This is a genomic window from Streptomyces aurantiacus JA 4570, assembly GCF_000414115.1.
GTDB classification, from domain to species: domain Bacteria; phylum Actinomycetota; class Actinomycetes; order Streptomycetales; family Streptomycetaceae; genus Streptomyces; species Streptomyces aurantiacus_A.
In genome coordinates this window covers 1-24,532 of record NZ_AOPZ01000118.1, presented here as the reverse complement: position 1 = coordinate 24,532, position 24,532 = coordinate 1, and the positions used below count along the sequence as shown (strand labels likewise).

Here is a 24,532-nt window from a genome sequence, read left to right as displayed (position 1 = left end):
CGGCGCGGCTCGTGGAGGAGCCGGCCGCCGCCTGACGCGGGGCCGCCCGGTGCCGGGCGGCCGGAGTACCGGCCAGGGCACGCGGGCCGTGGCCGGTACCGGACCTCAGCGGGCCGGGTCGGGGCGCGGCTCGGCGCCCGTGTCCGCCTCCGTGCCCGGCTCGCCGTTCTCGACCGGGCCGATCTGGAGCTCGAACTCGCCCGCGCCGTACTGCTCGTGACCGGCGATGACGGCCTTCTCGACGGCCTCCGTGCCGTGTTCGCCGCGCACGATCAGCGGGTCGTGGCGCAGGTCCCGCATCAGCGCCACACACATGCCGATCATCACCAAGGTGAAGGGCGCCGCCACCAGGATCGTCAGATTCTGCAAGCCCTGGAGGGCGTTCTCCTTCCCGTCACCGATGAGCAGCATGATCGCGGCGACCGCGCCCGTGACCACGCCCCAGAAGATCACGACCAGTCGTCCGGGTTCGAGCGTGCCCTTCTGGGAGAGCGAGCCCATGACGATGGACGCGGCGTCCGCGCCGGACACGAAGAAGATGCCGACGAGGATCATCACGAGCAGGCTGGTGATCGTCGCGATCGGGTACTCGTTCAGCAGACCGAACAGCTGCGCCTCCTGGGTGGTGTCACCCTTGAGGCCGCCGCCCTCCTTGACCTTTATGGCGCTGCCGCCGAAGACCGCGAACCAGACCAGACTGACGGTGCTGGGCACCAGGATCACGCCGCCGACGAACTGCCGGATGGTGCGCCCGCGGCTGATGCGCGCGATGAACATGCCGACGAAGGGCGTCCAGGAGATCCACCACGCCCAGTAGAACACCGTCCAGCCACTCAGCCAGTCCGCGACGCCCGCACCGCTGGACGCCTCCGTACGACCGATGAGCTGCGGCAGGTCGTTGAAGTACGCGCCGACCGAGGTGGGCAGCAGATCGAGGATGATGACCGTCGGGCCCGCGATGAACACGAAGACGACCAGGAGCAGCGCGAGCACCATGTTGATGTTCGACAGCCACTGGATGCCCTTCTCCACGCCGGAGACGGCGGACGCCACGAACGCCACGGTCAGCACGGCGATGATGGAGACGAGCAGTCCGGTGCCGGCCTTGTCCAGCCAGTCCAGCTCCTCGAAGCCGGCGCCGATCTGCAGCGCACCGAGGCCCAGCGAGGCGGCGGAGCCGAAGAGCGTGGCGAAGATGGCGAGGATGTCGATCCCCCGGCCCCACGCTCCGTGCGCGCGCTTCTCGCCGATGAGCGGGACGAAGACGGAGCTGATGGTCTGCCGCCGGCGGCGCCGGAACGTGCTGTAGGCGATGGCGAGGCCCACGACCGCGTAGATCGCCCACGGGTGCAGCGTCCAGTGGAAGAGGGTCGTCGCCATGGACGTCTCCATGGCGGCGGCCTTGTCCGCGGGGTCGGTGCCCGGCGGCGGCGTGGTGAAGTGCGCGACCGGCTCGTACACGCCGTAGAACATCAAACCGATGCCCATGCCGGCGCTGAACATCATCGCGACCCAGGACACGGTGCGGAACTCGGGCTCCTCGCCCTCCTGGCCGAGCGTGATCTTGCCGTACCGGCTGACGGCCAGCCACAGGGCGAAGACGACGAAGCCGGAGGCGGCCAGCATGAAGAACCAGCCACCGTTGTGGATCAGACCTTCGAGCATGTCCGACGAGACGTCTTCGAGGCTGTCCGTCGCGGTGGCGCCCCAGACCACGAAGGCCAGGGTGAGCACGGCGGTGACGCCGAACACCACCCGGTCCGTCTGAGCGCCCCGGCCGGCGGAGGGGCCCACCGAGAGCGGCGGGCCTCCTCCGGCGTCCGATTTCTGGGATTCCTGGGTCACAAGTGCACCTTTCGCGGAGTGTTTGATCGTCGTGGTGTTTCTCCGCTACCCCCTACCACATGTGACGTGCGCTCCGATGCTCAACAGTCGGTGTCGGGCTGTCCCGTGACGAGGTGATAGGGCGCGCGTTCGTCCAGGAGCAGCGGTACGAGCGCACGTGCGGGCTGCCGCAACGGCACGAGCACTCCCCCGTCGTCCCGCTTCACGGTAACGCCGTGGAGGCCGAGTTCATCCTTGACGTCGGCGAACTGTTGAGGTGTCAGCCGGTAGCCGCACGCCGGGTCCTCGATGATTTCGGCGGGTTCCGCGGGGTCGTTGTCGGCGCCGCCCAGGTAGACGGGTCCCCGGTCGCGCAGGCCGGCGAGACGGGAGGCGGTGCTCGCCGCCTCCAGGCGCCACCGGTGCTCGTCGGCGTACGAGAACAGGCCGCCGAGCGCGGAGAGTTGGGAGTGCACGCGGCGCCTGTTGTTGAGGGCCTCGTCGTTCTTCTCGGCGTCCGTCAGGGGGTCGACGCGGCTCTCTATGAGCAGCCCGGCGGCGTGCTTGAGGCCGGAGGCGTTGCGCAGGATGCGTTCCTGGCCGTCGCCCGCGACCTGTTTGACGGGCTCCCCGGTGACGGGGTCGGTCCAGATGCCGTACGTGCCCGTGGTGTGGCCGTCGGCTTCCGCGGCGGGCCGGACGTAGTCGAGCGAGAGGGCCCTGGCCTCCTTGTGGACCGCGCCGTACGTGTTCAGGTTGCGCGGCCAGAGGTCGAAGAGGTCCTTGTCGTAGTACTTGGGTGTGGCGCCGTACTCGTGCAGGTCGTAGATGGCGTCGGGCTTGTGGTCGCGGATGACGGCGGCCATCGCTCGGCCCTCTACCGTCTTGAGGGCGATGTGGTCGCGGTTGATGTCGACGCCTTCGGAGTTGCCGCGGGTGTTCGCGGCGCGTCCGTCGGGGTTGGCGGTGGGCACGAAGAGGAGCGTGGTGCGGGACAGGAACCGCTTGGTCTTCTTGTCCTTGGCGTACGCCAGGTCGCGGATGGTGCTCAGGCAGGCGTCGCGGCCCGACGGCTCGTCACCGTGCTGGCTGCACACGAGGAGCACCGTGCTCGCGGTGCGGCGCTCCCCGACGCGTACGAGCTGTACCGGCCGGTTCTGCTTGGTGGTGCCGATGCGGGACACGGACACCCGGTCGGTGGCCTTGTCGATGGTCCGCAGGAGCCGCTGTTCCTCGGGTTGGCTGGTCCAGCGCGCCCCGTCGCTCTCCTCGAAGCCGGTGCGCGGTGGCGCCGGGGACGCCTGCGCGGGTGCTGTGAGCAGCGGCGCGGCGAGGGCGGCACAGGCCGCGGTCAGGGCCAGGGCGCGGATGCGGGATCTCATGAAGTACGGCCTCCAGGAAGGGGGACGATCGGACGCGGGGGTGCGACACCGTCGAGCCGGGACTCACGCGGTGCGGTGGCGTGCGGGGTGGTGGTGAGGGCCTTGGCGCCGCCGACCAGCGGGACGCGCGCGACGGTGCGGGCGAGGTCGACGGTGAGGCTCGGGGTGTCGGCCGGGGGCACGATGAGGTGGCGGTCGGTGCCGCCGACGATCAGCGCGAGGCGGTGGCCCTTCGGTACGACGTGGTCGCTCGCGGCGAGGTCGAGCGTGATGGTGTACGGCTTTCCGGGGGTCAGCGGCCGTCCGTGGTGGGCGGAGGCGTGGTTGCCGAGGTCGGCCCAGCCGCGGCTGAAGATGGTGTAGTCGACGTCGGCGGTCCTGGCCACGGTGTTCTTGAAGCAGGAGCTGTCGCCGGCCGTGCTCGCGCCCCAGCAGGAGCGGTCGGGGAGGGTGTTGATGCCCTCGTCGTCGTGGGTGTAGTCGCGGATGGTGTCGGGGCCGAGGTCGACGAGGACCGCGCTCAGGTGGGCCGTGCGGGTCGTCGGCGTCACCGTGACGGTCACCCGCGAGGAGCCGGAGACCCGCAGGTCGCGGGTGAGCGGTTTGGTGGTGAACCCGGCCTTGGCGGGCGTGGACGTATCGATGGTCGCGGCCCAGTCGGCCTCGCCGAGCCGCCGGTCGTCGGTGAACGTCTCGGTGCCCTCGCCGGGGCGCTTGCCGAGGGTGCCGACACCGGGTGCGACGCCCTTGGCGGGACGCAGCGCCGTGGTGTGTGTGCCGCGCGGCGGCCAGGTGCGGTCGGTGGTCCAGCGGTCGGGGGCGCGCTCGATGTCGGCCATCGGCTCGCGGTCGATGCCGTTGCGGTGGCCGAGGAGTTCGTGGTCGAACCAGCGGTGCAGGGTGCGTACCCAGTCGGCGCGGCGGAAGTCGAACGGGTCGACGTGTCCGGCCTGGCTCAGCCAGATCTTCCGCTGCACGCCCGCGTCGGCCAGCGCGTCCCACCACTGCCCGAAGTGCTTGGTGCGCACGTTCAGGTCCTGGAGGCCGTGCACCACGAAGACGCTGGCCTTGACCTTGCGGGCGTCGGGGACGTGGTCGCGCTCGGTCCACAGCGGGGTCCAGTCGCCGGTGCGGGGCGCGCCGTCGACCAGTTTCTGCTGTACGTGGCCGCAGCGGGCGCGGGCGTCGGGGCTCATCACGCCGTTGGACAGGCCGTCGGGGCCGCTGTTGAACAGCGGGGCGCCCTTGGCGAAGTAGTAGTCGTACCAGGACGAGATGGCGCCGATCGGCACGATCGTCTCCAGGCCCTCGACGCCGGTCGCGGCGACGCCGTTGGCGACGGTGCCGTCGTAGCTCTTGCCGATCATGCCGGTGCGGCCGTTGGTCCAGCCGGCGTCGGCGCGTTTGTCGCCGGTGCGCGAGGTGTAGCCGCGGGCGCGGCCGTTCAGCCAGTCGACGACGGCCTTGGCGGACTTGACGTCGGAGCGCCCGCCCACGTCGACGCAGCCGGCGGAGCGGTTGGTGCCCGCGAGGTCGACGGCGACGAAGGCGTAGCCGCGCGGCACGAAGTAGTTGTCGTAGTAGAGCGGGAACCGCACGGGGTTGCCGTCGGCGTCGTACGTCTTCTTCTGGCTCTCGTTGCCGCGCCCGCAGCAGGAGTAGTACGGGCTGGCGTCCATGATCACGGGTATTTTCCGGCCCTGTTGGGCGGGTTCTCGGGGGCGGACGATGTCGACGGCGACACGGTCGGAGGTCCGCGTCGCCGTCGATCCGGATGTCGACCCACACGGACTCGCGTATCGCGTCCGCGTAGGAGTAGACGGGTCTGCTCTCCTCGGCCCGGCTCGCCGTCTCCTGGGCGGCCGGGGTGCGTGGCGCGGAGTGCGCGGCGCCGCCCGGGGACAGGAGGGTGGCGAGCAGGGCGGCCAGGGCCGCAGCCAGGAGAGTTCTCCATGTCGTGGTCGTCAGGCGCGTGCGTCGCGCGCGTATCGGCATGGCGCGGAAGGTACACGCGTCAACAGCCGCCGGAAAGAGGGCCGTAGGCACCCGGGAAAGGTCCATGGGGCGTGTTCGCACATGTCGGCCGAATGGCGATCGTGTGTCATATGCGGCCATGGACATGGCCAGGGACGACGGTGCTCAATAGGGTCGACCGCATCGTGCGATTCAACCCCCCGCACTGGTCGTCGACTTGACGACGTTGACTTGATGACTTGGAGAATCCCGTGCACCGCAGACTCATCGCCCCGGGCGCGCTCGCGGCTTCGCTCGTCCTGCTGGCGATCCCGGCATCGGCCGCCGACTTCTTGCCCGGGGCTCCCGGCGCCGGCGACCCCTACTACCCCGACGCGGGCAACGGCGGCTACGACGTCTCGCACTACGACCTGCGGCTGAAGTACCAGCCGAAGACGGACCTGTTGGAGGGCACGGCCACGATCCAGGCCACCGCCACGCAGGACCTGTCACGCTTCAACCTGGACTTCGGCCTGAAGGTCAGCGAGGTCCGGGTGAACGGCAAGAAGGCGGCGTTCGCCAGGTCGGGCGAGCAGGAGCTGGAGGTGACGCCGAAGACGGGCCTGCCCAAGGGCAGTTCGCTGTCGGTCGTCGTGCGGTACGCGGGCAAGCCGTCCGAGGTGAAGATCCACGGCTTCACCGCGTGGCAGCGCACCCCCGACGGCGGCGTGGCCGCGCAGGAGCCGGAGTCGTCGGCCTGGTGGTTCCCGGGCAACGACCACCCGCGCGACAAGGCGACGTACGACGTGTCGGTGTCCGTGCCCGACGGCACCCAGGCCATCTCCAACGGCGTGCTCCAGTCGCAGTCCTCCAAGCTCGGCTGGACGCGCTTCAACTGGCGGTCCAACAAGCCGCAGGCCACGTATCTCGCGACGCTGGCCGTCGGCAAGTTCGACATCACGACGGACAAGACCGAGAACGGGCTGCCCGTCCTCAACGCCTACAGCAAGGACCTCGGCGACAACGCGGGCGCCGCGCGCGCGAGCATCGAGCGGACCACCGAGGTCGCGGAGTGGCTGGAGGAGGTGTTCGGCAAGTACCCCTTCAACGCGCTCGGCGGTTATGTCCCGAACGTCCCCGCCAGCTACGCCCTGGAGACCCAGACGCGGCCGTTCTACGGCCCGAAGGCGTTCGCGAACGGCTCCAACGTCTCCATCGTCGTGCACGAGCTGGCCCACCAGTGGTACGGCGACAGCGTCTCCGTGGACGGCTGGAAGGACATCTGGGTCAACGAGGGCTTCGCCCGCTACAGCCAGTGGCTGTGGTCCGAGAAGGAGGGCGAGGGCACGGCCCAGGAGCTCGCCGACTACGTGTACGCGAACAACGCGGCGGACTCCCCGTTCTGGCAGGTCAAGCCCGGTGACCCGGGGCCGGACAACCAGTTCCACATCGCCGTGTACGACCGCGGCGCGCTGGCCCTGCAGGCGCTGCGCAACGAGATCGGCGACAAGGCGTTCTTCCGGATCCTGAAGGGCTGGCCGAAGGAGCGCGCGTACGGCAACGCCACGGTGCGGGACTTCGTGACCTACGCCGAGAAGGTCAGCGGCAAGCCGCTCTCCGCCCTCTTCGACACCTGGCTCTACCAGACCGGCAAGCCCGGTGCCCCCGCCGCGCGCGACGCCGGGGTCGCCCGGTCCGCGGGCGCGGAGGCTCCGGCGAAGCCGAAGTCCTGGAAGAAGATCGCCGCGACGAACTCGCTGCACGACCACGAGGACGAGCACCAGCACGGGGCCGGGAAGGCCGACGGCCACTGACGGCAATCACCGCCCCTGGGGCGGGATCCCCCACCCACCCGTTCAGCGGGTGGGTGGGCGGGCCCGCCGGGCGCGGTGGGCGGGCGGGGCGTAGCGGAGGCGTTCGGGGAGGCGGGGAGCCACCCGGCGGACCACGCGGCCGAAGCGGCGCAGGCGGCGTTCCTGCGCGGGCGTCCACTCCAGGCCGATGGCGGCGCGGGCGTCGGCCGGCATGAGGCCCACGGTGAGGAAGCGCCGGAACCGGGCCAGGGCGGGCCACAGCACGGGCCACAGCGCCCGCAGGACGGCCCGCAGGGCCCGCGGCCCGCGGTCGGGCGGCGGCACCCGCCGGTCGACGGCGACGAGGTCACGTACGACCTCCGTCGGCTGGAGTTCCTCGGCCAGCATGCGCCGGTAGTACGGCCAGAACTCCTCCAGGGACTGCGGCATGTCCCGGTCGCGGAGCCCGAGCACCCGTCCCACCTGGAGCCACTCCGCGTACAGCTGCCGCTCCTGCGCGGGCGTGAACGGCCGCCCCAGATACGCCTGGGCGTGCCGGTAGACGGGGAACCCGGTGGCGTGCACCCAGGCGTAGTTCGCGGGCGTGAGCGCGTGATAGGGCCGCCCGCGCGTGTCCGTGCCCCGGATGTCGCGGTGCAGCGCACGCAGCCTGCGCCCCTCCTCGGCGGCGGCCTCTCCCCCGTACACCCACAGCAGCAGGGACCGCAGCGACCGCTCGGCGCGCCCCCACGGATCGGTGCGGAACACCGAGTGCTCGTCGACGCCCGCCCCGACCGCCGGATGCGCGACCTGGAGGGTCATCGCCGCGGGCAGCGCGAGGAGCACGCGGTACTCACCGGCGATCTCCCACAGGATCCCGTCGGGCGGGGGCGGCTCGGGGCCGGGCGCGGCATCAGGCACATCCCCAGTATGCGACGGTATGCCCGCCGTGTACCCGGCCCTCAGGAGCAGCGCGCGGACACAGCGGCGGGCGGCGCCCCGAAGGACGCCGCCCGCTGTCACCTCCCCGCGCGGCGGCCACCGCCGCGCGGGGCCCGCGCTACTTGCCGAGCTCCGCGGCCTCGCGCTCGGTCTCGCGGTCGGCCTTGCGGCGGATCGCGTACCAGCCGACGACGAGTCCGGCCGCCACGATCGGGATGAGGAAGAGCGTCTTGCGGCCCACCTCGGCGTCCTTCCACATCAGGCCGAGCACGGCCAGCAGGAAGGCGATCGTGACGTACTGCGTGACCCCGCTGCCGGGCAGGCGGAAGTTCGGCCTGGTCAGGTGGCCTTCCTTGGCCCGGCGGACGAAGGCGAGGTGGCACACCATGATGCTGATCCAGGTACCGATGATGCCGAGCGACGCCACGTTCAGGACGATCTCGAACGCCTGGTCGGGCACCACGCGGTTCAGGGCGACACCGAGCACACCCACGGAGGCGGTGAGCAGGATGCCGCCGTAGGGCACCTGGTTGCGGTTCATCTTCGCCGTGAACTTCGGCGCCGAGCCCGCCATCGCCATGGAGCGCAGGATGCGGCCGGTGGAGTACAGGCCGGAGTTCAGCGAGGACATGGCGGCGGTGAGGACGACGAAGTTCATCACGTCACCGGCGCCCGAGACGCCGATCTTGGAGAGCACGGTGACGAAGGGGCTCTCGTCGGCCGAGTAGACCGATCCGGGCAGCAGCAGCGCGAGCAGCACGACCGAGCCGACGTAGAACACGCCCACACGCCACATGATCGAGTTCACCGCGCGCGGGACGACCTTCTGCGGGTCCTTGGTCTCACCCGCGGCGACACCGACCAGCTCCAGGGACGCGTACGCGAAGACGACGCCCTGGAGGACGATCACGACCGGCATCAGGCCGTTCGGCAGGAAGCCGCCGTGGTCGGTGATCATGTTCATGCCGGGCGTCTCGCCGCCCACCTTGTGCTGGGTGGAGACGAGGAAGATGCCGATGAACATGAAGGCGACCAGCGCCGCGACCTTGATGATCGCGAACCAGAACTCCATCTCGCCGAACCACTTCACCGAGATCAGGTTCACGGCGAGGACCACCGCGAGCGCGGCGAGCGCCAGCAGCCACTGCGGGATGTCCGTGAAGAAGCTCCAGTAGTGCGTGTAGAGCGCGATGGCCGTGATGTCGGCGATGCACGTCGTCGACCAGTTGAGGAAGTACATCCAGCCGGCGACGTAGGCGCCCTTCTCGCCCAGGAACTCACGGGCGTAGCTCACGAAGGAGCCGGACGAGGGCCGGTAGAGGACCATCTCGCCGAGGGCACGGACCACGAAGAAGGCGATGATGCCGCACACGAGGTACGCGACGGCCAGCGCGGGGCCCGCCGAGTGGAGGCGGCCGCCCGCCCCGAGGAAGAGCCCCGTACCGATCGCGCCACCGATCGCGATCATGTTGACGTGGCGGCCCTTGAGGTCCTTGCTGTAACCGGCGTCGCCCGCGTCCGCGGGGGCGGCCTGGGACGCAGTGCGGGCGTCCGCGGCCGTGTCTACGGCGTCGTTGCTCACGTGGAAGATCCACTCTGTGGTGCCCGGAAGAGGTTCCGGGGTCCGGATGTGCTGCGGGCCCGCCACACCCCTGACGTGGGCGAACCAACGCGACACCTTCCCCCAGAGGCCCCTCCGGATGCGGTGGCACAGATCACATAGCGGCACTTCTCACATGCTGGGCGCCGTCTGTACAGGCCCGCGTCACGCGGTGTACAGGCCGTCGATCACATCCGCGTACTTGTCTCTGATGACCCTGCGGCGCAGCTTCATGGACGGCGTCAGCTCCCCGGTCTCCGGGCTCCACTCCTGGGCGAGCAGCCGGTACTTCTTGATCTGCTCGGTGCGGTTGAGGCGCGCGTTGGCCGCCTCGACGGCGCGGGCGATCTCGTCCCGCACGGCGGGGTGGTCCGTCAGGTCGGCGCCGTCGGTGTCGACGCCGTGCGCGGCGGCCCAGGCGGGCGCCAGCTCCGGGTCCAGGACGAGCAGCGCCACCAGGTAGGAGCGGCCGTCGCCGTGGACCAGGGCCTGGCCGATCAGCGGGTGCTCCTTGAGGGCGTTCTCGACGAGCGCGGGCGCCACGTTCTTGCCCGTGGACGTCACGATGATCTCTTTCTTGCGGTCGGTGATCCACAGATATCCGTCGGCGTCGAGCCGCCCGATGTCGCCCGTCGCGAACCAGCCGTCGGCGTCCCGCAGGTCGTCGACGCCGCCGTCGGCCCGCACATAGCCGTCGCTCACGAAGGGGCCGCGCACCAGGATCTCGCCGTCGTCGGCGACGCGTACCTCCATGCCCCGCAGCGGCCTGCCCACGGAGCCGACCCGGAAGGCGCCGGGACCGTTGGTGGTGACGACGCCCGTCGTCTCGGTCAGCCCCCACGCGTCCATGACCACCAGGCCGAAGCCCGCCCAGAACCGGGCCACGTCCACCGGCATCGGCGCCGCCGCGCTCGCCGTCCACAGCAGCTGGTCGAACCCGGCGAGCGCCAGCAGCGGGTCGAGGACCTCCTCCTTGGCCGCGCGGTACGCCGCCTCCAGCTCGGCGGACGGCTCCTCGCCGCGTTCGCGGCAGTCGACGTGCGCGCGGGCCGTCTCGTTCGCGGCCTCGACGGCGCGCCGCCGCTCCTCGGGCAGCCCGGCGAGCGCCGCCTTCACGGCGGCGGCGAGCTTCTCCCACACGCGCGGCACGCCGAAGAACTGGCGGGGGTGCAACTCGCGTGCGGTGGCGGCCACTTGGGTCGGTTCGGCGCACAGGTAGACGTGCGAGGCGCGCAGCAGCGGCAGATAGATCCCCAGCATGCGCTCGGCGATGTGCGCGAACGGCAGGTAGGAGATGTGGCCCACGTGCTGGGGGAATTCGATGACGCTGTCCAGGGCCATGCCGTTGCCCACCACCGTGCGGTGGGACATGCGCACGCCCTTGGGCTCGCCGGTGGTGCCCGAGGTGTAGACGACGGTCAGCGGGTCCGTGGCCCGGGTCTCGCGCCACGCCTTGTCGAAGGCGTCGGGGTCGAAGAGGCGGGCGCCGGCGGCGTGCAGCGAGCCGTACGTGCGGTGCGGTCCCGCGGCGGCCGGGTCGACGACGACCAGGCGTTCCAGGGGCGCCGTCGCGTCGTCCAGGAGGGGCTCCCAGCGCGGGACCTCCCGTGCTCCCTCGACGATCGCGAAGCGGGCGCGGCTGTGCCGGACGATGTGCGCGATCTGCCCGGGCGCGGAGCTGCCGTAGACGGTGACGGGGACGGCGCCCAGGTGCGTCAGGGCGAGGTCGCTCAGCCAGTGCTCGGGGGTGTTGCCCATCATCATCAGGACGTGCTCGCCGCGGCGCACGCCGAGCGCCGCGTACCCGGCGGCGAGGACGGCGGTCTTGCGGCGCGCCTCGGCCCAGGTGAGCGTGGTCCAGCCGGTGCCCTCGCGCCAGGAGAGCGCGGGCAGTTCGGGATGGTCCTCGGCGTTGCGGAGCAGCAGGGCGGGGAAGGTGATGTCGCCCGGGTCTGCGGGAAGTCGCAGGATCGTGGTCATGAAACCGCCTCCTGGCACCGTCGGTTCGCCTTCGGCTACATGGGGTGACTGGGCCGGAGACTTTCACAACAGTGGTGGCACAGCAATACTGTTGCACCGCACTGTTGCACCGCAGGTGCTGCACAGCCGGGGAGGTGACGCGGAGCCATGACGACGGACATGGAGCGGTCGGCGGACACGGACGACGACTCGACGTTCACGGTCGACGAGCTGGCCGCGCGCGCGGGCGTCACGGTCCGCACGATCCGCTTCTACAGCACCAAGGGCCTGCTGCCGCCGCCGGTGATCGGCCCGCGCCGCGTGGGCCACTACGGCCAGGAGCATCTGTCCCGGCTCGCCCTCATCGAGGAGTTGCAGCACCAGGGCATGACGCTCGCCGCGATCGAGCGGTATCTGGAGCAGCTGCCGCCCGGACTGAGCGCGCACGACCTGGCCATTCACCGTGCGGTGGTGGCCTCGTGGGCGCCGGAGGGTGCGGAGGACATGTCCCGCGCGGAGCTGGAGCGGCGGGCGGGGCGGGCGCTGTCGGGCGCGGACCTGGACCGTCTCGCGGCCATGGGCGTGATCGCGTACGCGGAGCCGGAGGACCGCGCCCCGGAGACGCAGGACCACCACCCGGAGGCGGACGACCGGTACCGCGTGGACACCGGACTGCTGCGCCTCGGCGTGCAGTTGCTCGGCGTACCGATCGCGCACGAGACGATCCTGGCCGCGCGCACGGTCCTGATGGAGCACACGCGCTCGGCCGCGCACGAGCTGTCCCGGCTCTTCCGGGACGAGGTGTGGGGTCCCTACCGCGAGCGGGAGTCGGACCCGGCGCACGTCGCCGCGATGCGCTCCCTGTCGGCCCATATGCAGCCGCTGGTGGTGCAGGCCCTGGTGACGGCGTTCCAGCGGTCGCTGAAGGAGGAGCTGCGGGTGTGGCTCAAGGATTCCTGAGCCACTCCCCCGTGCCGGGCGTGCTTCCGATCGCGCGCGCCCGGCACATGCGTCGGCGTCAGCTGTCGCTGAACTTCTCGCCCTGGTCCGCCTTCTCCACGAGCAGTGCGGGCGGCGTGAACCGCTCGCCGTAACGCTCGGCGAGCTCACGCGCGCGGGCCACGAACCCGGGCAGCCCTCCTTCGTACCCGTTGATGTACTGCAGGACGCCACCCGTCCAGCCCGGGAACCCGATGCCGAAGATGGAGCCGATGTTGGCGTCGGCGACCGACGTCAGGACGCCCTCCTCCAACAGCCGCACCGTGTCGAGCGCTTCGGAGAACAGCATCCGCTCCTGCATGTCCCGGAACGGGATCTCGTGGCCGGGCTTCGCGAAGTGTTCCCGCAGCCCCGGCCACAGCCGGCCGCGCTTGCCGTCCTCGCCGTACTCGTAGAAGCCCGCGCCGCCGCTGCGGCCGGTGCGGCCGAACTCGTCGATCATGCGGTCGATGACGGTCTCGGCGGGGTGTCCGGGCCAGGTGCCGCCCGCCTCTTCGACGGCCCGCTTGGTCTCGGCGCGGATCTTGCGGGGCAGCGTGAGGGTCAGCTCGTCCATGAGGGACAGGACCTTGGCGGGGTAGCCGGCCTGGGCGGCCGCCTGCTCGACCGACGCGGGCTCGACGCCCTCGCCGACCATCGCGACGCCCTCGTTGATGAAGTGCCCGATGACGCGCGAGGTGAAGAAGCCGCGCGAGTCGTTGACGACGATCGGCGTCTTGTTGATCTGGCGTACGAGGTCGAAGGCGCGGGCCAGCGCCTCATCGCCGGTGCGCTCGCCCTTGATGATCTCCACGAGGGGCATCTTGTCGACGGGCGAGAAGAAGTGCAGGCCGATGAAGTCGACCGGCCGGGACACGCCCTCGGCGAGCGCGGTGATGGGCAGCGTGGAGGTGTTGGAGCACAGCAGCGCGTCCGGCTCGACGACGTCCTGGATCTCCTGGAACACCTTGTGCTTCAGGGCCGGGTCCTCGAAGACCGCCTCGATCACGGCGTCGCAGCCCGCGAGGTCCGCGGGGACGGCGGTCGGCGTGATGAGGGCGAGCAGCGCGTCCGCCTTCTCCTGCGTCGTACGGCCCCGGGAGACCGCCTTGGCGCACAGCTTCTCGGAGTAGCCCTTGCCCTTCTGCGCGGCCTCGGCGGACACGTCCTTCAGGACGACCTCGATGCCCGCGCGGGCGCAGGAGTAGGCGATGCCCGCCCCCATCATCCCGGCGCCGAGCACGGCGACCTTGCGCACCGTCTTCGGCTCGACGCCCTTGGGGCGGTTGGCGCCGGAGTTGACGGCCTGGAGGTCGAAGAAGAACGCCTGGATCATGTTCTTCGAGACCTGGCCGGTGACCAGCTCGGTGAAGTACCGGGCCTCGATGGTCTGGGCCGTCTCGAAGTCGACCTGTGAGCCCTCGACGGCGGCCGCGAGGATGTTGCGCGGCGCCGGGTAGGGGGCGCCGGCGAGCTGCTTCTTCAGGTTCGCGGGGAACGCGGGCAGGTTCGCGGCGAACTTCGGGTTCGCCGGGGTGCCGCCCGGGATGCGGTAGCCGGGCACGTCCCAGGGCTGCTGCGACTCGGGGTGGGCGTCGATGAAGGCGCGGGCCTTGGCCAGCATCTCCTCCTCGGTCGCCACCACCTCGTGCACGAGGCCGTTCTCCAGTGCGCGCCGCGGGGTGTACTGGGTGCCCTGGAGCAGCACCTTCAGGAGCGCGTCGGCGATGCCCATGAGGCGTACGGTGCGGGTGACGCCGCCGCCCGCGGGGAGCAGGCCCAGGGTGACCTCGGGCAGGCCGATCTTGGAGCCGGGCGCGTCGAGCGCGACGCGGTGGTGGCTGGCGAGCGCGATCTCGTAACCGCCGCCGAGCGCCGCGCCGTTGATGGCGGCGACCACGGGCTTGCCGAGGGTCTCGATGCGGCGCAGCGAGTTCTTGATGCCCGTGCCCGCCTCGAACGCCTGCCGGGCGTTCTCGGGGCCGACCTGGATCATCTCCTTGAGGTCGCCGCCCGCGAAGAAGGTCTTCTTCGCGGAGGTGTAGATGAAGCCGCGGATCGCGTCCTTGTCCGCCTGGACGGCGGCCTCGGCGCGGTCGGCGATCGCGGCGATGGAGTCCTTGAACGCCTGGTTCATGGTGTTCGCGGACTGATTGGGGTCATCGAGGACGAGGGTGACGACGCCGGTGTCGTCCTGTTCCCAGCGGATGGTGGTGCTTTCGGTCATGTCGGTGTCTCCGTGAAGTCTGTGGCAGGCGGAATCTGGGGAGGGCAGCTGGAGTGTCGTGGCCGTCTGACCGCCGGTGGGGGCTGGTCGCGCAGCTCCCCGCGGAAGGCTGCGGCGAAGCCGCATGCCTTCAGGGGTGCGGGGAACTGCGCGACCAGCCACAACGCACCCGCGGTCGGCGACGGACAACAGCCCCACCGGCGCTTAGCCGGAGACCCGTTCCACGATCGTGGCGATGCCCATGCCGCCGCCCACGCACAGCGTGGCCAGCCCGTACCGGAGGTCCCTGCGCTCGAGTTCGTCGACGAGCGTGCCGAGGATCATCGCGCCCGTCGCGCCCAGCGGGTGCCCAAGGGCAATCGCGCCGCCGTTGACGTTGACCTTGTCCAGGGACAGGCCCATGTCCTTGACGAAGCGCAGGACGACGGCCGCGAAGGCCTCGTTGATCTCGACGAGGTCGATGTCGTCGATGGTCAGGCCGGCCTTGGCGAGCGCCTTGCGGGTGGCGGGCGCCGGACCGGTGAGCATGATCAGCGGCTCGGAGCCGGACACGGCCGCGGAGACGACGCGGGCACGCGGGGTGAGCCCGTGCCGCTCGCCGACCTCCTTGGTGCCGATGGCGACCAGCGAGGCGCCGTCGACGATGCCCGAGGAGTTGCCCGCGTGGTGGACGTGGTCGATCTCCTCGACCCAGTGGTACTTCTGCAGCGCGACCGCGTCGAAGCCGCCCATGTCGCCGATGTCCTTGAAGGACGGCTTCAGCTTGGCGAGCGAGTCGGCGGTGGTGCCGGGGCGCATGTGCTCGTCGTGGTCGAGGACGACCAGACCGCTGCGGTCCTTGACCGGTACGACGGACTTCTCGAAGCGGCCTTCCTTCCAGGCCGCGGCGGCCCGCTCCTGGGAGAGGGCGGCGTACTCGTCGACGTCGCGCCGGCTGAAGCCCTCGATGGTGGCGATCAGATCGGCGCCGATGCCCTGCGGCGCGAAGTTCGTGTCCCAGTTGGTCATGGGGTCGGCGAACCAGGCGCCGCCGTCGGAGGCCATCGGCACCCGCGACATCGACTCGACGCCGCCCGCGAGCACCAGGTCCTCCCAGCCCGAACGGACCTTCATCGCCGCGAGGTTGACCGCCTCCAGGCCCGAGGCACAGAAGCGGTTCTCCTGGACGCCGGCGACCGTGTCGGGGAGCCCCGCGGCGATGGCGGCGATCCGCGCGATGTCGGAGCCCTGGTCGCCGACGGGACCGACCACACCGAGCACGATGTCGTCGATGGCGGCCGGGTCGAGGCCGGGGAAGCGGGCCTGGATCTCGTGGATCAGCCCGACGACGAGGTCGATCGGCTTGGTGCCGTGCAGGGCACCATTCGCCTTGCCGCGTCCGCGCGGGGTGCGGATCGCGTCGTATACGTACGCTTCGGTGGTCACGCGTCAAGCCTTTCGAGGGGATATGAGGGATGTGGCCGGAGGGGTGGTGCGGGTGATGCGGGTGGAGACGGGAGGGGTCAGCCGAGGAGGGAACGGCCGATGATCTCCTTCATGATCTCGGTGGTGCCGCCGTAGATGGTCTGGATGCGGCCGTCGGTGAACGCCTTGGCCACGCGGTACTCGGTCATGTAGCCGTAGCCGCCGTGCAGTTGCAGACAGCGGTCGGCGACGCGCTTCTGCAGCTCGGTGGCCCACCACTTGGCCATCGACGCGTGGACCGCGTCGAGTTCCCCGTTCGAGTGATCGACGATGCACCGGTCGAGGAACGTGCGGGTGACCGCGCACTCGGTGGCCATCTCCGCGATCTCGAACCGGATGTGCTGGAGCTTGGCCAGGGGGCGCCCGAACGCCTCACGCTCCTTGACGTACGCCGTGGTGATCTCGAGGAGATACTCGGCGGCGGCGATCCCGGCGACGGCGATGCCCATGCGCTCCTGCGCGAGGTTCGTCATCAGGTGCACGAACGCGCCGTCGAGCTCGCCGAGCAGGTTCTCCTTGGGCACGCGCACGTCGTTGAAGAACAGCTCGGCGGTGTCCTGGGCCTTCTGGCCGATCTTGTCGAGGTTGCGGCCGCGCTCGAAGCCCGCCGTGCCACGCTCGACGACCAGGAGGGAGAGGCCGTGCGCGCCGCCCTCCGGAGTCGTCTTGGCGACGACGATGACGAGGTCCGCGAGGATGCCGTTCGAGATGAACGTCTTGGAGCCGTTGAGCAGCCAGTGGTCGCCCTTGTCCTCGGCCGTGGTGCGGATGCCCTGGAGGTCGGAGCCCGCGCCCGGCTCGGTCATGGCGATCGCCGTGACGGTCTCGCCGGAGCAGAAGCCGGGCAGCCAGCGGCGCTTCTGCTCCTCGGTGCCGAGGCCCGTCAGATAGGGCCCGATGATGTCGTTGTGCAGGCCGACGGCCAGGCCCGCGGCGCCCGCGCGCGTGAACTCCTCAGCGAGCACGGCGGCGTAGCGGAAGTCGGTGTTCCCGCCGCCTCCGTACTCCTCGGGCACGGCGAGCCCGAGCAGGCCCTGCCGTCCGGCCGCGAGCCACGCCTCACGGGAGACGACGCCGTCCTGCTCCCACTGTTCGTAGTGCGGAAGCACCTCCTTGGCGAGGAAGGTGCGGACGGTCTCGCGGAACGCGTCGTGCTCGGCGGCGAAGATCTGCCGTTTCATCGGTAGGTGGCCTCCTCGGCTCATCTGTGGGGGTGGCCTCCACGGCCCAGGGTGTGTCCGACGGGTCGGCGCCCTAGAGCCAGCCCTTGACGGTTTCGATGAGCCTGGCCGGTTCGGGTCCGACCGGGATCACGTTGAGCATCGTGACGCCCGCGGCGCGGAACACCTCGACCCGCTCGCGTACGTAACCCGCCGGGCCGCACAGCGACATCAGCTCGCAGAACTCGTCCGGCACGGCGGCCTCGGCCTCCTTCTTGCGGCCCGCGAGGTACAGCTCCTGGATGCGCGCGGCCTCCTTCTCGTAGCCGTACGCGACCGCCAGGTCGTTGTAGAAGTTCTTGCCCACGGCGCCCATGCCGCCCACGTAGAGGGCGATCTGGGGCCGCGCGAGGTCGCGGGCGGACGCCGCGTCGTCGCCGATGGCGAGCAGTCCGCCCGCGACGACCTGGAGCGGGCCGAGCGCCGGATCGCGCCGGGCGCGGCCCTCGGCGAGGGGCGCGCCCCACACCTCGTGCGCCTTCTCCGGGATGAAGAGGGTGGGCAGCCAGCCGTCGGCGATCTCGGCCGTCATCGTCACGTTCGCGGGCCCCAGGGAGGCGACGTACAGAGGGACTTCGGCGCGCACGGGCCTGGTGAGGATCTTCAGGGGCTTGCCGAGCGTTCCGCCCTTCTCCGGGGGCAGCGGCATGTCCGTGATGCCGTGGTGGTCGATGACCTCGCGGCGCAGGATGCGGCGGGTCAGCTCGATCGCCTCGCGGGTGCGGCCGAGCGGCTTGTCGTACGCCTTGCCGTGCCAGCCCTCGACGACCTGCGGCCCGGAGGCGCCCAGGCCCATGATCGCGCGGCCGCCGGAGATGGCGTCGAGCCCCGCCGCGGTCTGGGCGATGAGGGCGGGGGTGCGCGAGTAGACGTTGAGGATCCCGGCGCCGATCCGCACGCGCTCGGTGCGGGCGGCCAGATAGCCCATGATCGTGGGCGAGTCGAAGCCGTATGCCTCCGCGACCCAGACGGCGTCGAGGCCCGCCCGTTCCAGGGCCGCGACGGCGTCGGCGCCTTCGCGCGGGTCGCCCGCGTAGGCGAGCGGGGTGGAGATCTCCATCAGGCGCCTTCCTGGGTGGGGTCGAGCAGGGCCGCCACGTCCCAGTCGCGGGCCACGTCCGCGGTGTCGGCGCCCGGCTGCGCGGGGCCGGTGCGCACGGAGACGGGCGTCGCGGAGAAGCGCGGCGCCGGGGCGGGCTGGGTGATGCCGCTGTGGTCGGTGAACGTGCCGCGGGCGGCGAGGTGCGGGTGGTGCGGGGCCTCGCGCAGCGACAGGACGGGGGCCACGCAGGCGTCGGAGCCGTCGAAGAGGGCCGTCCACTCCGCGCGGGTACGCGTCTTGAAGCGGGCGGCGACGGCCTGGCGCAGCTCCCCCCAGCGGGCGAGGTCCTTGCGGGCCGGGGCGATCTCGCGCAGCCCGATGAGCTCGATGAACTCGTCGTAGAACTGCTGCTCAAGGGCGCCGACGGCCATGTACTGCCCGTCCGCCGTCTCATAGGTGCCGTAGAACGGGCAGCCGCCGTCGAGGAGGTTCGCGCCCCTGCGGTCCTGCCAGCCGCCCGCCGCCATCATGCCGTGGATCATCGAGGCCAGATGCGCGGCGCCGTCCACGATGGCGGCGTCCACGACCTGGCCGGTGCCGGTGGCGCGCGCGTGGTGCAGGGCGGCGAGGACACCGACGGCCAGGTACAGCGAGCCGCCCGCGTAGTCCCCGAGGAGGTTCACCGGAACGGTGGGCGGTTCCCCCGGCTCGCCGATCATGCCGAGCGTGCCGGTGAGGGCGATGTACGCGATGTCGTGCCCGGCGCGCTGCGCGAGCGGACCGTCCTGGCCCCAGCCGGTCATCCGGCCGTAGACCAGCTTCGGGTTGCGGGCGTGGCAGACCTCGGGGCCGACGCCGAGTCGCTCGGCGACCCCCGGGCGATAGCCCTCGACCAGCACGTCGGCGCGCTCGACCAGGGCGAGGACCCGCTCCACGCCCTCGGGCGCCTTGAGGTCGACGACGACGCTGCGCTTGTTGCGGTTGGTGATGTCGTACGCCGGGTCGATCGCGAGGCCCGGCGCGCCGGGGCGGTCGACGCGCACGACGTCCGCGCCGAGGTCGGCGAGCAGCATGGCGGCGAACGGGCCGGGCCCGATGCCCGCCAGCTCGACCACGCGCACCCCGGCCAGCGGCCCGTGAACGCCCTTGTCCGGCACTGCCATTGAGCCCCCAGCGCTGTGACACAACCGATGTAACACCAGTGATGCCAATGATGCTAAGAACGCGTTCCACTCCGCACAAGCCCCTGACGAGCAAGCGCTTAGCCAGATCTGCCGCCGGATGGCCGGATCTGCCGCCGGTCAGCCGGATCTGGTGTCGTCCAGCTCGGCGACGCGCTTCTTCGGCGCGATCGTCCGGTAGCTCTCCTCCACCCAGTCGCACAGCAGCTCCGCGCTCGGCGCGCCCTTCTCCTCCAGGGGGATCCGGACCCAGCCGGACCTGCCCAGGCCGTACCCCGCGGGCTCGGCGCCGGGGGCGGTCAGGGCGTGCGTGTGCGTCACCTCGTCCGTGAGCTTGACGGTGACGCCGAGCGGATAGCTGCCGTCGGCAACGCCCAGGAAGACGAACACCTTCTTGTGAATCTTGGCGACCGACTCGCCCCAGGGGAACTCCTCGGTGGCTCCGGGCAGATCGAGGGCGAAGGCCCGCACCCGCTCCCACTTGGCCACCGCGGCCCTGGAGGGCTTCTTCGGCTTCGGTCCTGGCTTGTCCGTGGCGTCCGGCATGGCACCTCCTCGGCACCTTGATGGGCACCCTTCACGTCGGCGCCCCCTGTCCCACACGCTAGCCTCAGCCACCGACAACGGCGCGGGACACACGGTTGAGAGGTGCCATGACCAGTCACGACAAGGACCGTCCGTACGACATCGTGCTCTTCGGAGCTACGAGTTTCGTGGGAGCGCTGACCGCCGAGTACCTCTCCGCGCACGCGCCCGACACCCTGCGGTGGGCGATCGCCGGGCGCGACGCGGGGAAGCTGCGGCGGCTGCGCGAGCGCCTCGCGGCGGACCGTCCGGGCTGCGCGGAGCTGCCCGTCGTGCACGCGGACGCCGCGGATCCCGCCTCGCTGCGCGAGATGGCCGCGAAGACCCGCGTCGTGGCCACGACCGTCGGCCCGTACCTCACCTACGGGCAGGACCTGGTGGCCGCCTGCGCGGAGGCCGGCACGGACTACGCCGACCTGACCGGCGAGCCCGAGTTCGTGGACCTCATGTACGTGCGGCACGACGCCCGCGCGCGGGAGACGGGCGCGCGCCTGGTGCACGCGTGCGGCTTCGACTCGGTGCCGCACGACCTGGGCGCGTACTTCACCGTGCGGCAGCTGCCGGAGGGCGTGCCGCTGCGCGTCGACGGCTTCGTCACCGTCAACGCCCGTTTCTCCGGAGGTACGTTCGCGTCCGCGCTGCAGCAGTTCGGGCGCGGCCGGCAGATGCTCACCGCGGCCCGCGACCGGCGGCGGCACGAACCGCGGCTCGTGGACCGTAAGGCGTACGCCCCGCCGGCCGCCCCGCGCTACGCGGGTGAGGTCGGCGCCTGGGCGCTGCCCCTGCCGACCATCGACCCGCAGGTCGTGCAGCGTTCCGCGCGGGCGCTGCCCCGCTACGGTCCGGACTTCCGCTACCGCCACTACGCGGCCGTGAAGTCGCTGCCCGTCGCCCTGGGCGGGGTGGCCGCGGTGGGCGCGCTGTTCGCCGTGGCGCAGGTGCCGCCCGCACGGCGCCGCCTTGCGGGGCTCCTGAAGCCCGGGGACGGGCCCGACGCGGCCCGGCGGGCGGCCAGTTGGTTCTCCCTGCGCTTCGTCGGCGAGGGCGGCGGGCAGCGGGTGTTCACCGAGGTGTGGGGCGGCGACCCCGGATACGGCGAGACCGCGAAGATCCTCGCGGAGGCCGCGATGTCCCTGGCCCTGGACGAACTGCCGGACGTCGCGGGCCAGGTGACCTCGGCCGTGGCGATGGGCGACGCGCTGACCGGGCGGCTCATGGAGGCGGGGATCGGGTTCCGGGTGGCGGCGACGCGATCCGTGTCCGCGGACTAGCTCCGGTCACGCCCTGGGGCTGTCCGCCGTCGCCTCGCGCAGGGCCGACCTGCACAGCGCGTCGGCCCTGCGTGTGGTCTCCGGGAGGCGGTAGCGCGGGGTGAGGTGGAGGGTGTGGGCGCGGGCGGCGGCGAGCGTCACGCGGTGGCCCACGGAGACGAACACCGGCTTCACGCCCTCCCGTGTCCGCAGCGCGCTGCCGACCTCCTCCGCGCCGTCGAGGAGCGGCGCCGCACTGCCGCGCGCGGCGCCCGGCGCCTCGTACGAGAACGTGAACGGGTTCTTGGCGACGCCGATCGTGGGCAGGCCCGCGAGCACGCCGAGGTGGCTCGCGAGGCCGAAGCGGCGCGGGTGCGCGATGCCGTACCCGTCGCACACCACCAGGCCCGGGTCGGCCTTGAGGGCGCCCAGCGCCGCGAGGACCGCCGGGACCTCGCGGAACGCCAACAGGCCCGGAACGTAAGGGAAGGCGACCCGGCCGACCGCCGTCGCCTCCTCCACCACGTCGAGGCTCGCCCCGTCCAGGACCACGACCGCCGCGGCGACCACGTCGCGCTCGTCGTCGTACGCCACGTCGACTCCCGTGACATGACCGGTCCCCGGCGGCGGCCCCGGCTCGTCGCGCACGACCCGCTCGCGCAGGGCGTCCTGGACGGCGCGTGCCGCGGACTCGTCCGCGGGCCAGTCGGCGGGCAGGGGAGGGATCGTGACGGGGGGCGTGTTCATGGTGTGCCGAGCCTAAAGGGTGGGCTCGCTCGCGACGCCGGAAGGTCACGGGGCCGGAAGGCCGTCGGGCCAGGACACCAGAAAGGCGGGGAACTCGTCCCCGCCATGCTCAAGGTATAGCGCACAGGGGGGCTTGCGGCAAGGCCCCGGGCATGCCGCAGAATCATCGGCCTAAGCCATGACCTGCGGAAATAGATGAGGTTCGTAATGATCGACGTGATCGTCGTCGGCGGTGGGCCGACCGGCTTGATGCTGGCCGCCGAACTCCGGCTGCACGATGTGCGGGTGGTGGTGCTGGAGAAGCTGACCGAACCGACCAAGGAGTCCCGCGGGCAGGGCCTGCACGTGCGCAGCGCCGAGGTGATGGACCAGCGCGGCATCCTGGACCGGTTCCTCGCGGTCAGCGAGAAGTTCCAGGTGGGCGGCCTCTTCGGCGGCATCATGAAGCCGTGGCCGGACCAGTTGGACACGGCGCACCCGTTCGGTGTCGCCGCCCCGCAGCCGGTCACCGAGCGGCTGCTCAATGAGCGTGCCCTCGAACTCGGTGCGGACATCAGACGCGGCTGCGAAGTGGTCGGGCTGAGCCAGACCGGGGGCGTCGGGAACGCCGAGGACGCCGACGGCCCCGAGGCCGGGGTGACCGTCGAGCTGGCGGACGGCACGGTGCTGCGCTCGCGCTATCTCGTCGGCTGCGACGGCGGCCGCAGTGCGGTGCGCAAGCTGGTCGGGGTCGACTTCCCCGGCGTGGCCGCCACGGTCGAGACGCTGCTCGGCGACATGGAGGTGACCGAGGATCCGGCGACGATCGACGCCGTGGTCGCGGAAGTCCGCAAGACCCAGCTGCGGTTCGGCGCCGCCCGGCAGGCGGACGGGGCGTACCGCATCGTCGTGCCCGCCGACGGCGTGGCCGAGGACCGGGCGACCGCGCCGACCATCGAGGAGTTCAGGGCGCGGCTGCGGGCGGTCGCGGGCACCGACTTCGGCGCCCACGCGCCGCGCTGGCTGTCCCGGTTCGGCGACGCCACCCGGCAGGCCGAGCGCTACCGGGTGGGCCGGGTGTTCCTTGCCGGGGACGCGGCGCACATCCACCCGCCCACCGGCGGGCAGGGGCTCAACCTCGGTGTGCAGGACGCGTTCAACCTCGGCTGGAAGCTGGCCGCCGCGGTCGGCGGGTGGGCGCCGGAGGGGCTCCTCGACACCTACCACGCCGAACGGCACCCGGTGGGCGCCCGCGTCCTCGACAACACCCGCGCCCAGATCACGCTCCTGGGGACCGACCCGGGGGCGACCGCGCTGCGGGAGATCTTCTCGAGGCTGATGGACATCGAGGAGGCGAACCGGTACGTGACCGGGATGATCACCGCCGTCGACGTCCGCTACGACTTCGGCGAGGGACACGAATTGCTCGGGCTGCGGCTGCGGGACCTGGAGCTCAAGCAGGGGCGTCTCTACGAGCTGATGCACGGCGGCCGCGGGCTGCTGCTCGACCGGACCGGCCGCCTCGACGTGGCGGGTTGGGAGGACCGGGTCGACCACGTCGTCGACGGCGGAGGGGAGCTGGAGGATCTGGACGTGGCCGCGGTGCTGCTGCGGCCGGACGGTCACGTGGCGTGGGCCGGCGAGGACCAGGCGGAGCTGGCGGGCGAGCTGGGCCGGTGGTTCGGCGCCGCCGGCGCGGGTGCGGCCGGTGCGGGGAACGTCCGGTCCTCCGTGCCGGAGTAGCCTGACGATCATGTTTGTGATGGAGCTGACCTACACCGCCCCGGTCGACCGCGTCGACGCCCTTCTCGCCGACCATGTCGCCTGGCTGGACGCGCAGTACGCGGCCGGCGTGTTCATCGCGTCGGGGCGCAAGAACCCGCGCGACGGCGGCGTGATCATCGCCGTGGGCGAAAGCCGTGCGGAGATCGAGCAGCTGGCGGCGAGCGACCCGTTCACCGTCGGGGGCGTGTGCGAGTACCGGATCACGGAGTTCCTCGCGACGAAGACGGCGGCCGAGCTGGCGCCGTACCGGCAGGAGTTGCCCGCCTGACCCGCCTGATCCCGGAAGGGCTGTTCCCGGCCGCCTTGAACCGGCGGCCGGGATCGGCCCTTCCGGGCTATCCCGGCTGTCCCGGTTCGAGGCGGGCCACCCGCCCCTTCTCCCCCGCCGCCCAGCAGCCCAGGTCGCGGGCGCAGTCGACGGTGTCGTACGAACCGGTGTCCACCGTGCGCCAGGTGCGGCCGCCGTCCGTCGTGAGGTCGGTGCCCGTGGGGCCGACCGCGAGGGCCGTGCGGCGGGTGTGCGGGAGCCAGGCGACGCCCGAGCGGTAGGCGGGGACGGGGCGCGCGGCTGCTGCCCAGGTGCGGCCGCCGTCGCGGCTCAGCGCGGCCGCCCGCGGCGAC

The 24,532-nt window shown here is 71.6% G+C and carries 18 protein-coding genes and 1 pseudogene; 5 read left to right on the top strand and 14 right to left on the bottom strand.

All coding sequences use genetic code 11. The features are described from left to right. Nucleotides 1-105 precede the first annotated feature (105 nt). The 3 genes and pseudogenes from STRAU_RS14075 to STRAU_RS14065 all read right to left on the bottom strand — a co-directional run bounded on the left by STRAU_RS14075 (nt 106) and on the right by STRAU_RS14065 (nt 5,201). Nucleotides 106-1,845 (bottom strand): BCCT family transporter, encoded by a 1,740-nt coding sequence (locus STRAU_RS14075; protein WP_078621202.1) that lies wholly within the window; start codon nt 1,843-1,845, stop codon nt 106-108. Nucleotides 1,846-1,925: 80 nt separating this feature from the next. Further along, complete coding sequence (locus tag STRAU_RS14070) at nt 1,926-3,206, bottom strand: M14 family metallopeptidase (RefSeq protein WP_016640983.1); 1,281 nt, start codon at nt 3,204-3,206, stop codon at nt 1,926-1,928. Next, nucleotides 3,203-5,201: pseudogene (locus tag STRAU_RS14065) on the bottom strand (Xaa-Pro dipeptidyl-peptidase). Before STRAU_RS14065 ends, STRAU_RS14070 begins: the two are co-directional and overlap by 4 nt. A gap of 230 nt (nt 5,202-5,431) precedes the next feature. On the opposite strand from STRAU_RS14065, the gene STRAU_RS14060 reads away from it, so the two are divergent. Continuing rightward, nucleotides 5,432-6,973 carry a M1 family metallopeptidase gene (locus STRAU_RS14060; protein WP_016640980.1) on the top strand — a complete coding sequence of 514 codons (1,542 nt, stop codon included), beginning with the start codon at nt 5,432-5,434 and terminating at the stop codon, nt 6,971-6,973. 42 nt (nt 6,974-7,015) lie between these two features. Here the strand turns inward: STRAU_RS14060 and STRAU_RS14055 are convergent, their stop codons facing one another. From STRAU_RS14055 to STRAU_RS14045, 3 genes are all read right to left on the bottom strand, one after another. After that, nucleotides 7,016-7,873 carry an oxygenase MpaB family protein gene (locus STRAU_RS14055; protein ID WP_016640979.1) on the bottom strand — a complete coding sequence of 286 codons (858 nt, stop codon included), beginning with the start codon at nt 7,871-7,873 and terminating at the stop codon, nt 7,016-7,018. A gap of 139 nt (nt 7,874-8,012) precedes the next feature. Beyond that, a complete protein-coding gene (locus STRAU_RS14050) occupies nt 8,013-9,476 on the bottom strand; it encodes an amino acid permease (protein WP_016640977.1) in 1,464 nt (487 codons plus the stop codon). Nucleotides 9,477-9,659: 183 nt separating this feature from the next. After that, on the bottom strand, nt 9,660-11,474 hold the full coding sequence (locus STRAU_RS14045) for an AMP-dependent synthetase/ligase (protein ID WP_016640976.1): 1,815 nt from the start codon (nt 11,472-11,474) through the stop codon (nt 9,660-9,662). A gap of 147 nt (nt 11,475-11,621) precedes the next feature. On the opposite strand from STRAU_RS14045, the gene STRAU_RS14040 reads away from it, so the two are divergent. Beyond that, complete coding sequence (locus STRAU_RS14040) at nt 11,622-12,413, top strand: MerR family transcriptional regulator (protein ID WP_016640975.1); 792 nt, start codon at nt 11,622-11,624, stop codon at nt 12,411-12,413. A 58-nt stretch (nt 12,414-12,471) separates the two neighbouring features. Here STRAU_RS14040 and STRAU_RS14035 read toward each other — a convergent pair whose 3' ends face one another. From STRAU_RS14035 to STRAU_RS14010, 6 genes are all read right to left on the bottom strand, one after another. After that, nucleotides 12,472-14,658, bottom strand: coding sequence for a 3-hydroxyacyl-CoA dehydrogenase NAD-binding domain-containing protein (locus STRAU_RS14035; protein WP_016640974.1), 2,187 nt, complete (start codon nt 14,656-14,658; stop codon nt 12,472-12,474). Nucleotides 14,659-14,862: 204 nt separating this feature from the next. Continuing rightward, nucleotides 14,863-16,083 (bottom strand): acetyl-CoA C-acetyltransferase, encoded by a 1,221-nt coding sequence (locus STRAU_RS14030; RefSeq protein WP_016640973.1) that lies wholly within the window; start codon nt 16,081-16,083, stop codon nt 14,863-14,865. A gap of 77 nt (nt 16,084-16,160) precedes the next feature. Next, nucleotides 16,161-17,303, bottom strand: a complete 1,143-nt coding sequence (locus STRAU_RS14025) for an acyl-CoA dehydrogenase family protein (protein WP_016640972.1) — start codon at nt 17,301-17,303, stop codon at nt 16,161-16,163. A gap of 73 nt (nt 17,304-17,376) precedes the next feature. Continuing rightward, nucleotides 17,377-18,402 (bottom strand): LLM class F420-dependent oxidoreductase, encoded by a 1,026-nt coding sequence (locus tag STRAU_RS14020; protein WP_016640971.1) that lies wholly within the window; start codon nt 18,400-18,402, stop codon nt 17,377-17,379. Beyond that, nucleotides 18,402-19,547 (bottom strand): CaiB/BaiF CoA transferase family protein, encoded by a 1,146-nt coding sequence (locus tag STRAU_RS14015; RefSeq protein ID WP_037659311.1) that lies wholly within the window; start codon nt 19,545-19,547, stop codon nt 18,402-18,404. Before STRAU_RS14015 ends, STRAU_RS14020 begins: the two co-directional genes overlap by 1 nt. 138 nt (nt 19,548-19,685) lie before the next feature. Further along, on the bottom strand, nt 19,686-20,111 hold the full coding sequence (locus STRAU_RS14010; RefSeq protein WP_016640969.1) for an MmcQ/YjbR family DNA-binding protein: 426 nt from the start codon (nt 20,109-20,111) through the stop codon (nt 19,686-19,688). Between the two features lie 107 nt (nt 20,112-20,218). Between STRAU_RS14010 and STRAU_RS14005 the strand changes: the two genes are divergently transcribed. Continuing rightward, nucleotides 20,219-21,421 (top strand): saccharopine dehydrogenase family protein, encoded by a 1,203-nt coding sequence (locus STRAU_RS14005; RefSeq protein ID WP_016640968.1) that lies wholly within the window; start codon nt 20,219-20,221, stop codon nt 21,419-21,421. 6 nt (nt 21,422-21,427) lie between these two features. Here the strand turns inward: STRAU_RS14005 and STRAU_RS14000 are convergent, their stop codons facing one another. After that, on the bottom strand, nt 21,428-22,147 hold the full coding sequence (locus STRAU_RS14000; protein WP_016640967.1) for an endonuclease V: 720 nt from the start codon (nt 22,145-22,147) through the stop codon (nt 21,428-21,430). 207 nt (nt 22,148-22,354) lie between these two features. Between STRAU_RS14000 and STRAU_RS13995 the strand changes: the two genes are divergently transcribed. Further along, the gene (locus tag STRAU_RS13995; RefSeq protein WP_016640966.1) at nt 22,355-23,869 is read left to right on the top strand and encodes an FAD-dependent monooxygenase; all 1,515 of its coding nucleotides are present in this window, start codon (nt 22,355-22,357) and stop codon (nt 23,867-23,869) included. A gap of 10 nt (nt 23,870-23,879) precedes the next feature. Then, entirely contained in the window at nt 23,880-24,179 is a 300-nt protein-coding gene (locus STRAU_RS13990) for a YciI family protein (RefSeq protein WP_016640965.1), read from the top strand. A 67-nt stretch (nt 24,180-24,246) separates the two neighbouring features. On the opposite strand, the gene STRAU_RS13985 is transcribed toward STRAU_RS13990, so the two are convergent. Then, nucleotides 24,247-24,532: beta propeller repeat protein (locus STRAU_RS13985; RefSeq protein WP_037659309.1), on the bottom strand; the 286-nt coding region annotated here is incomplete at its 5' end.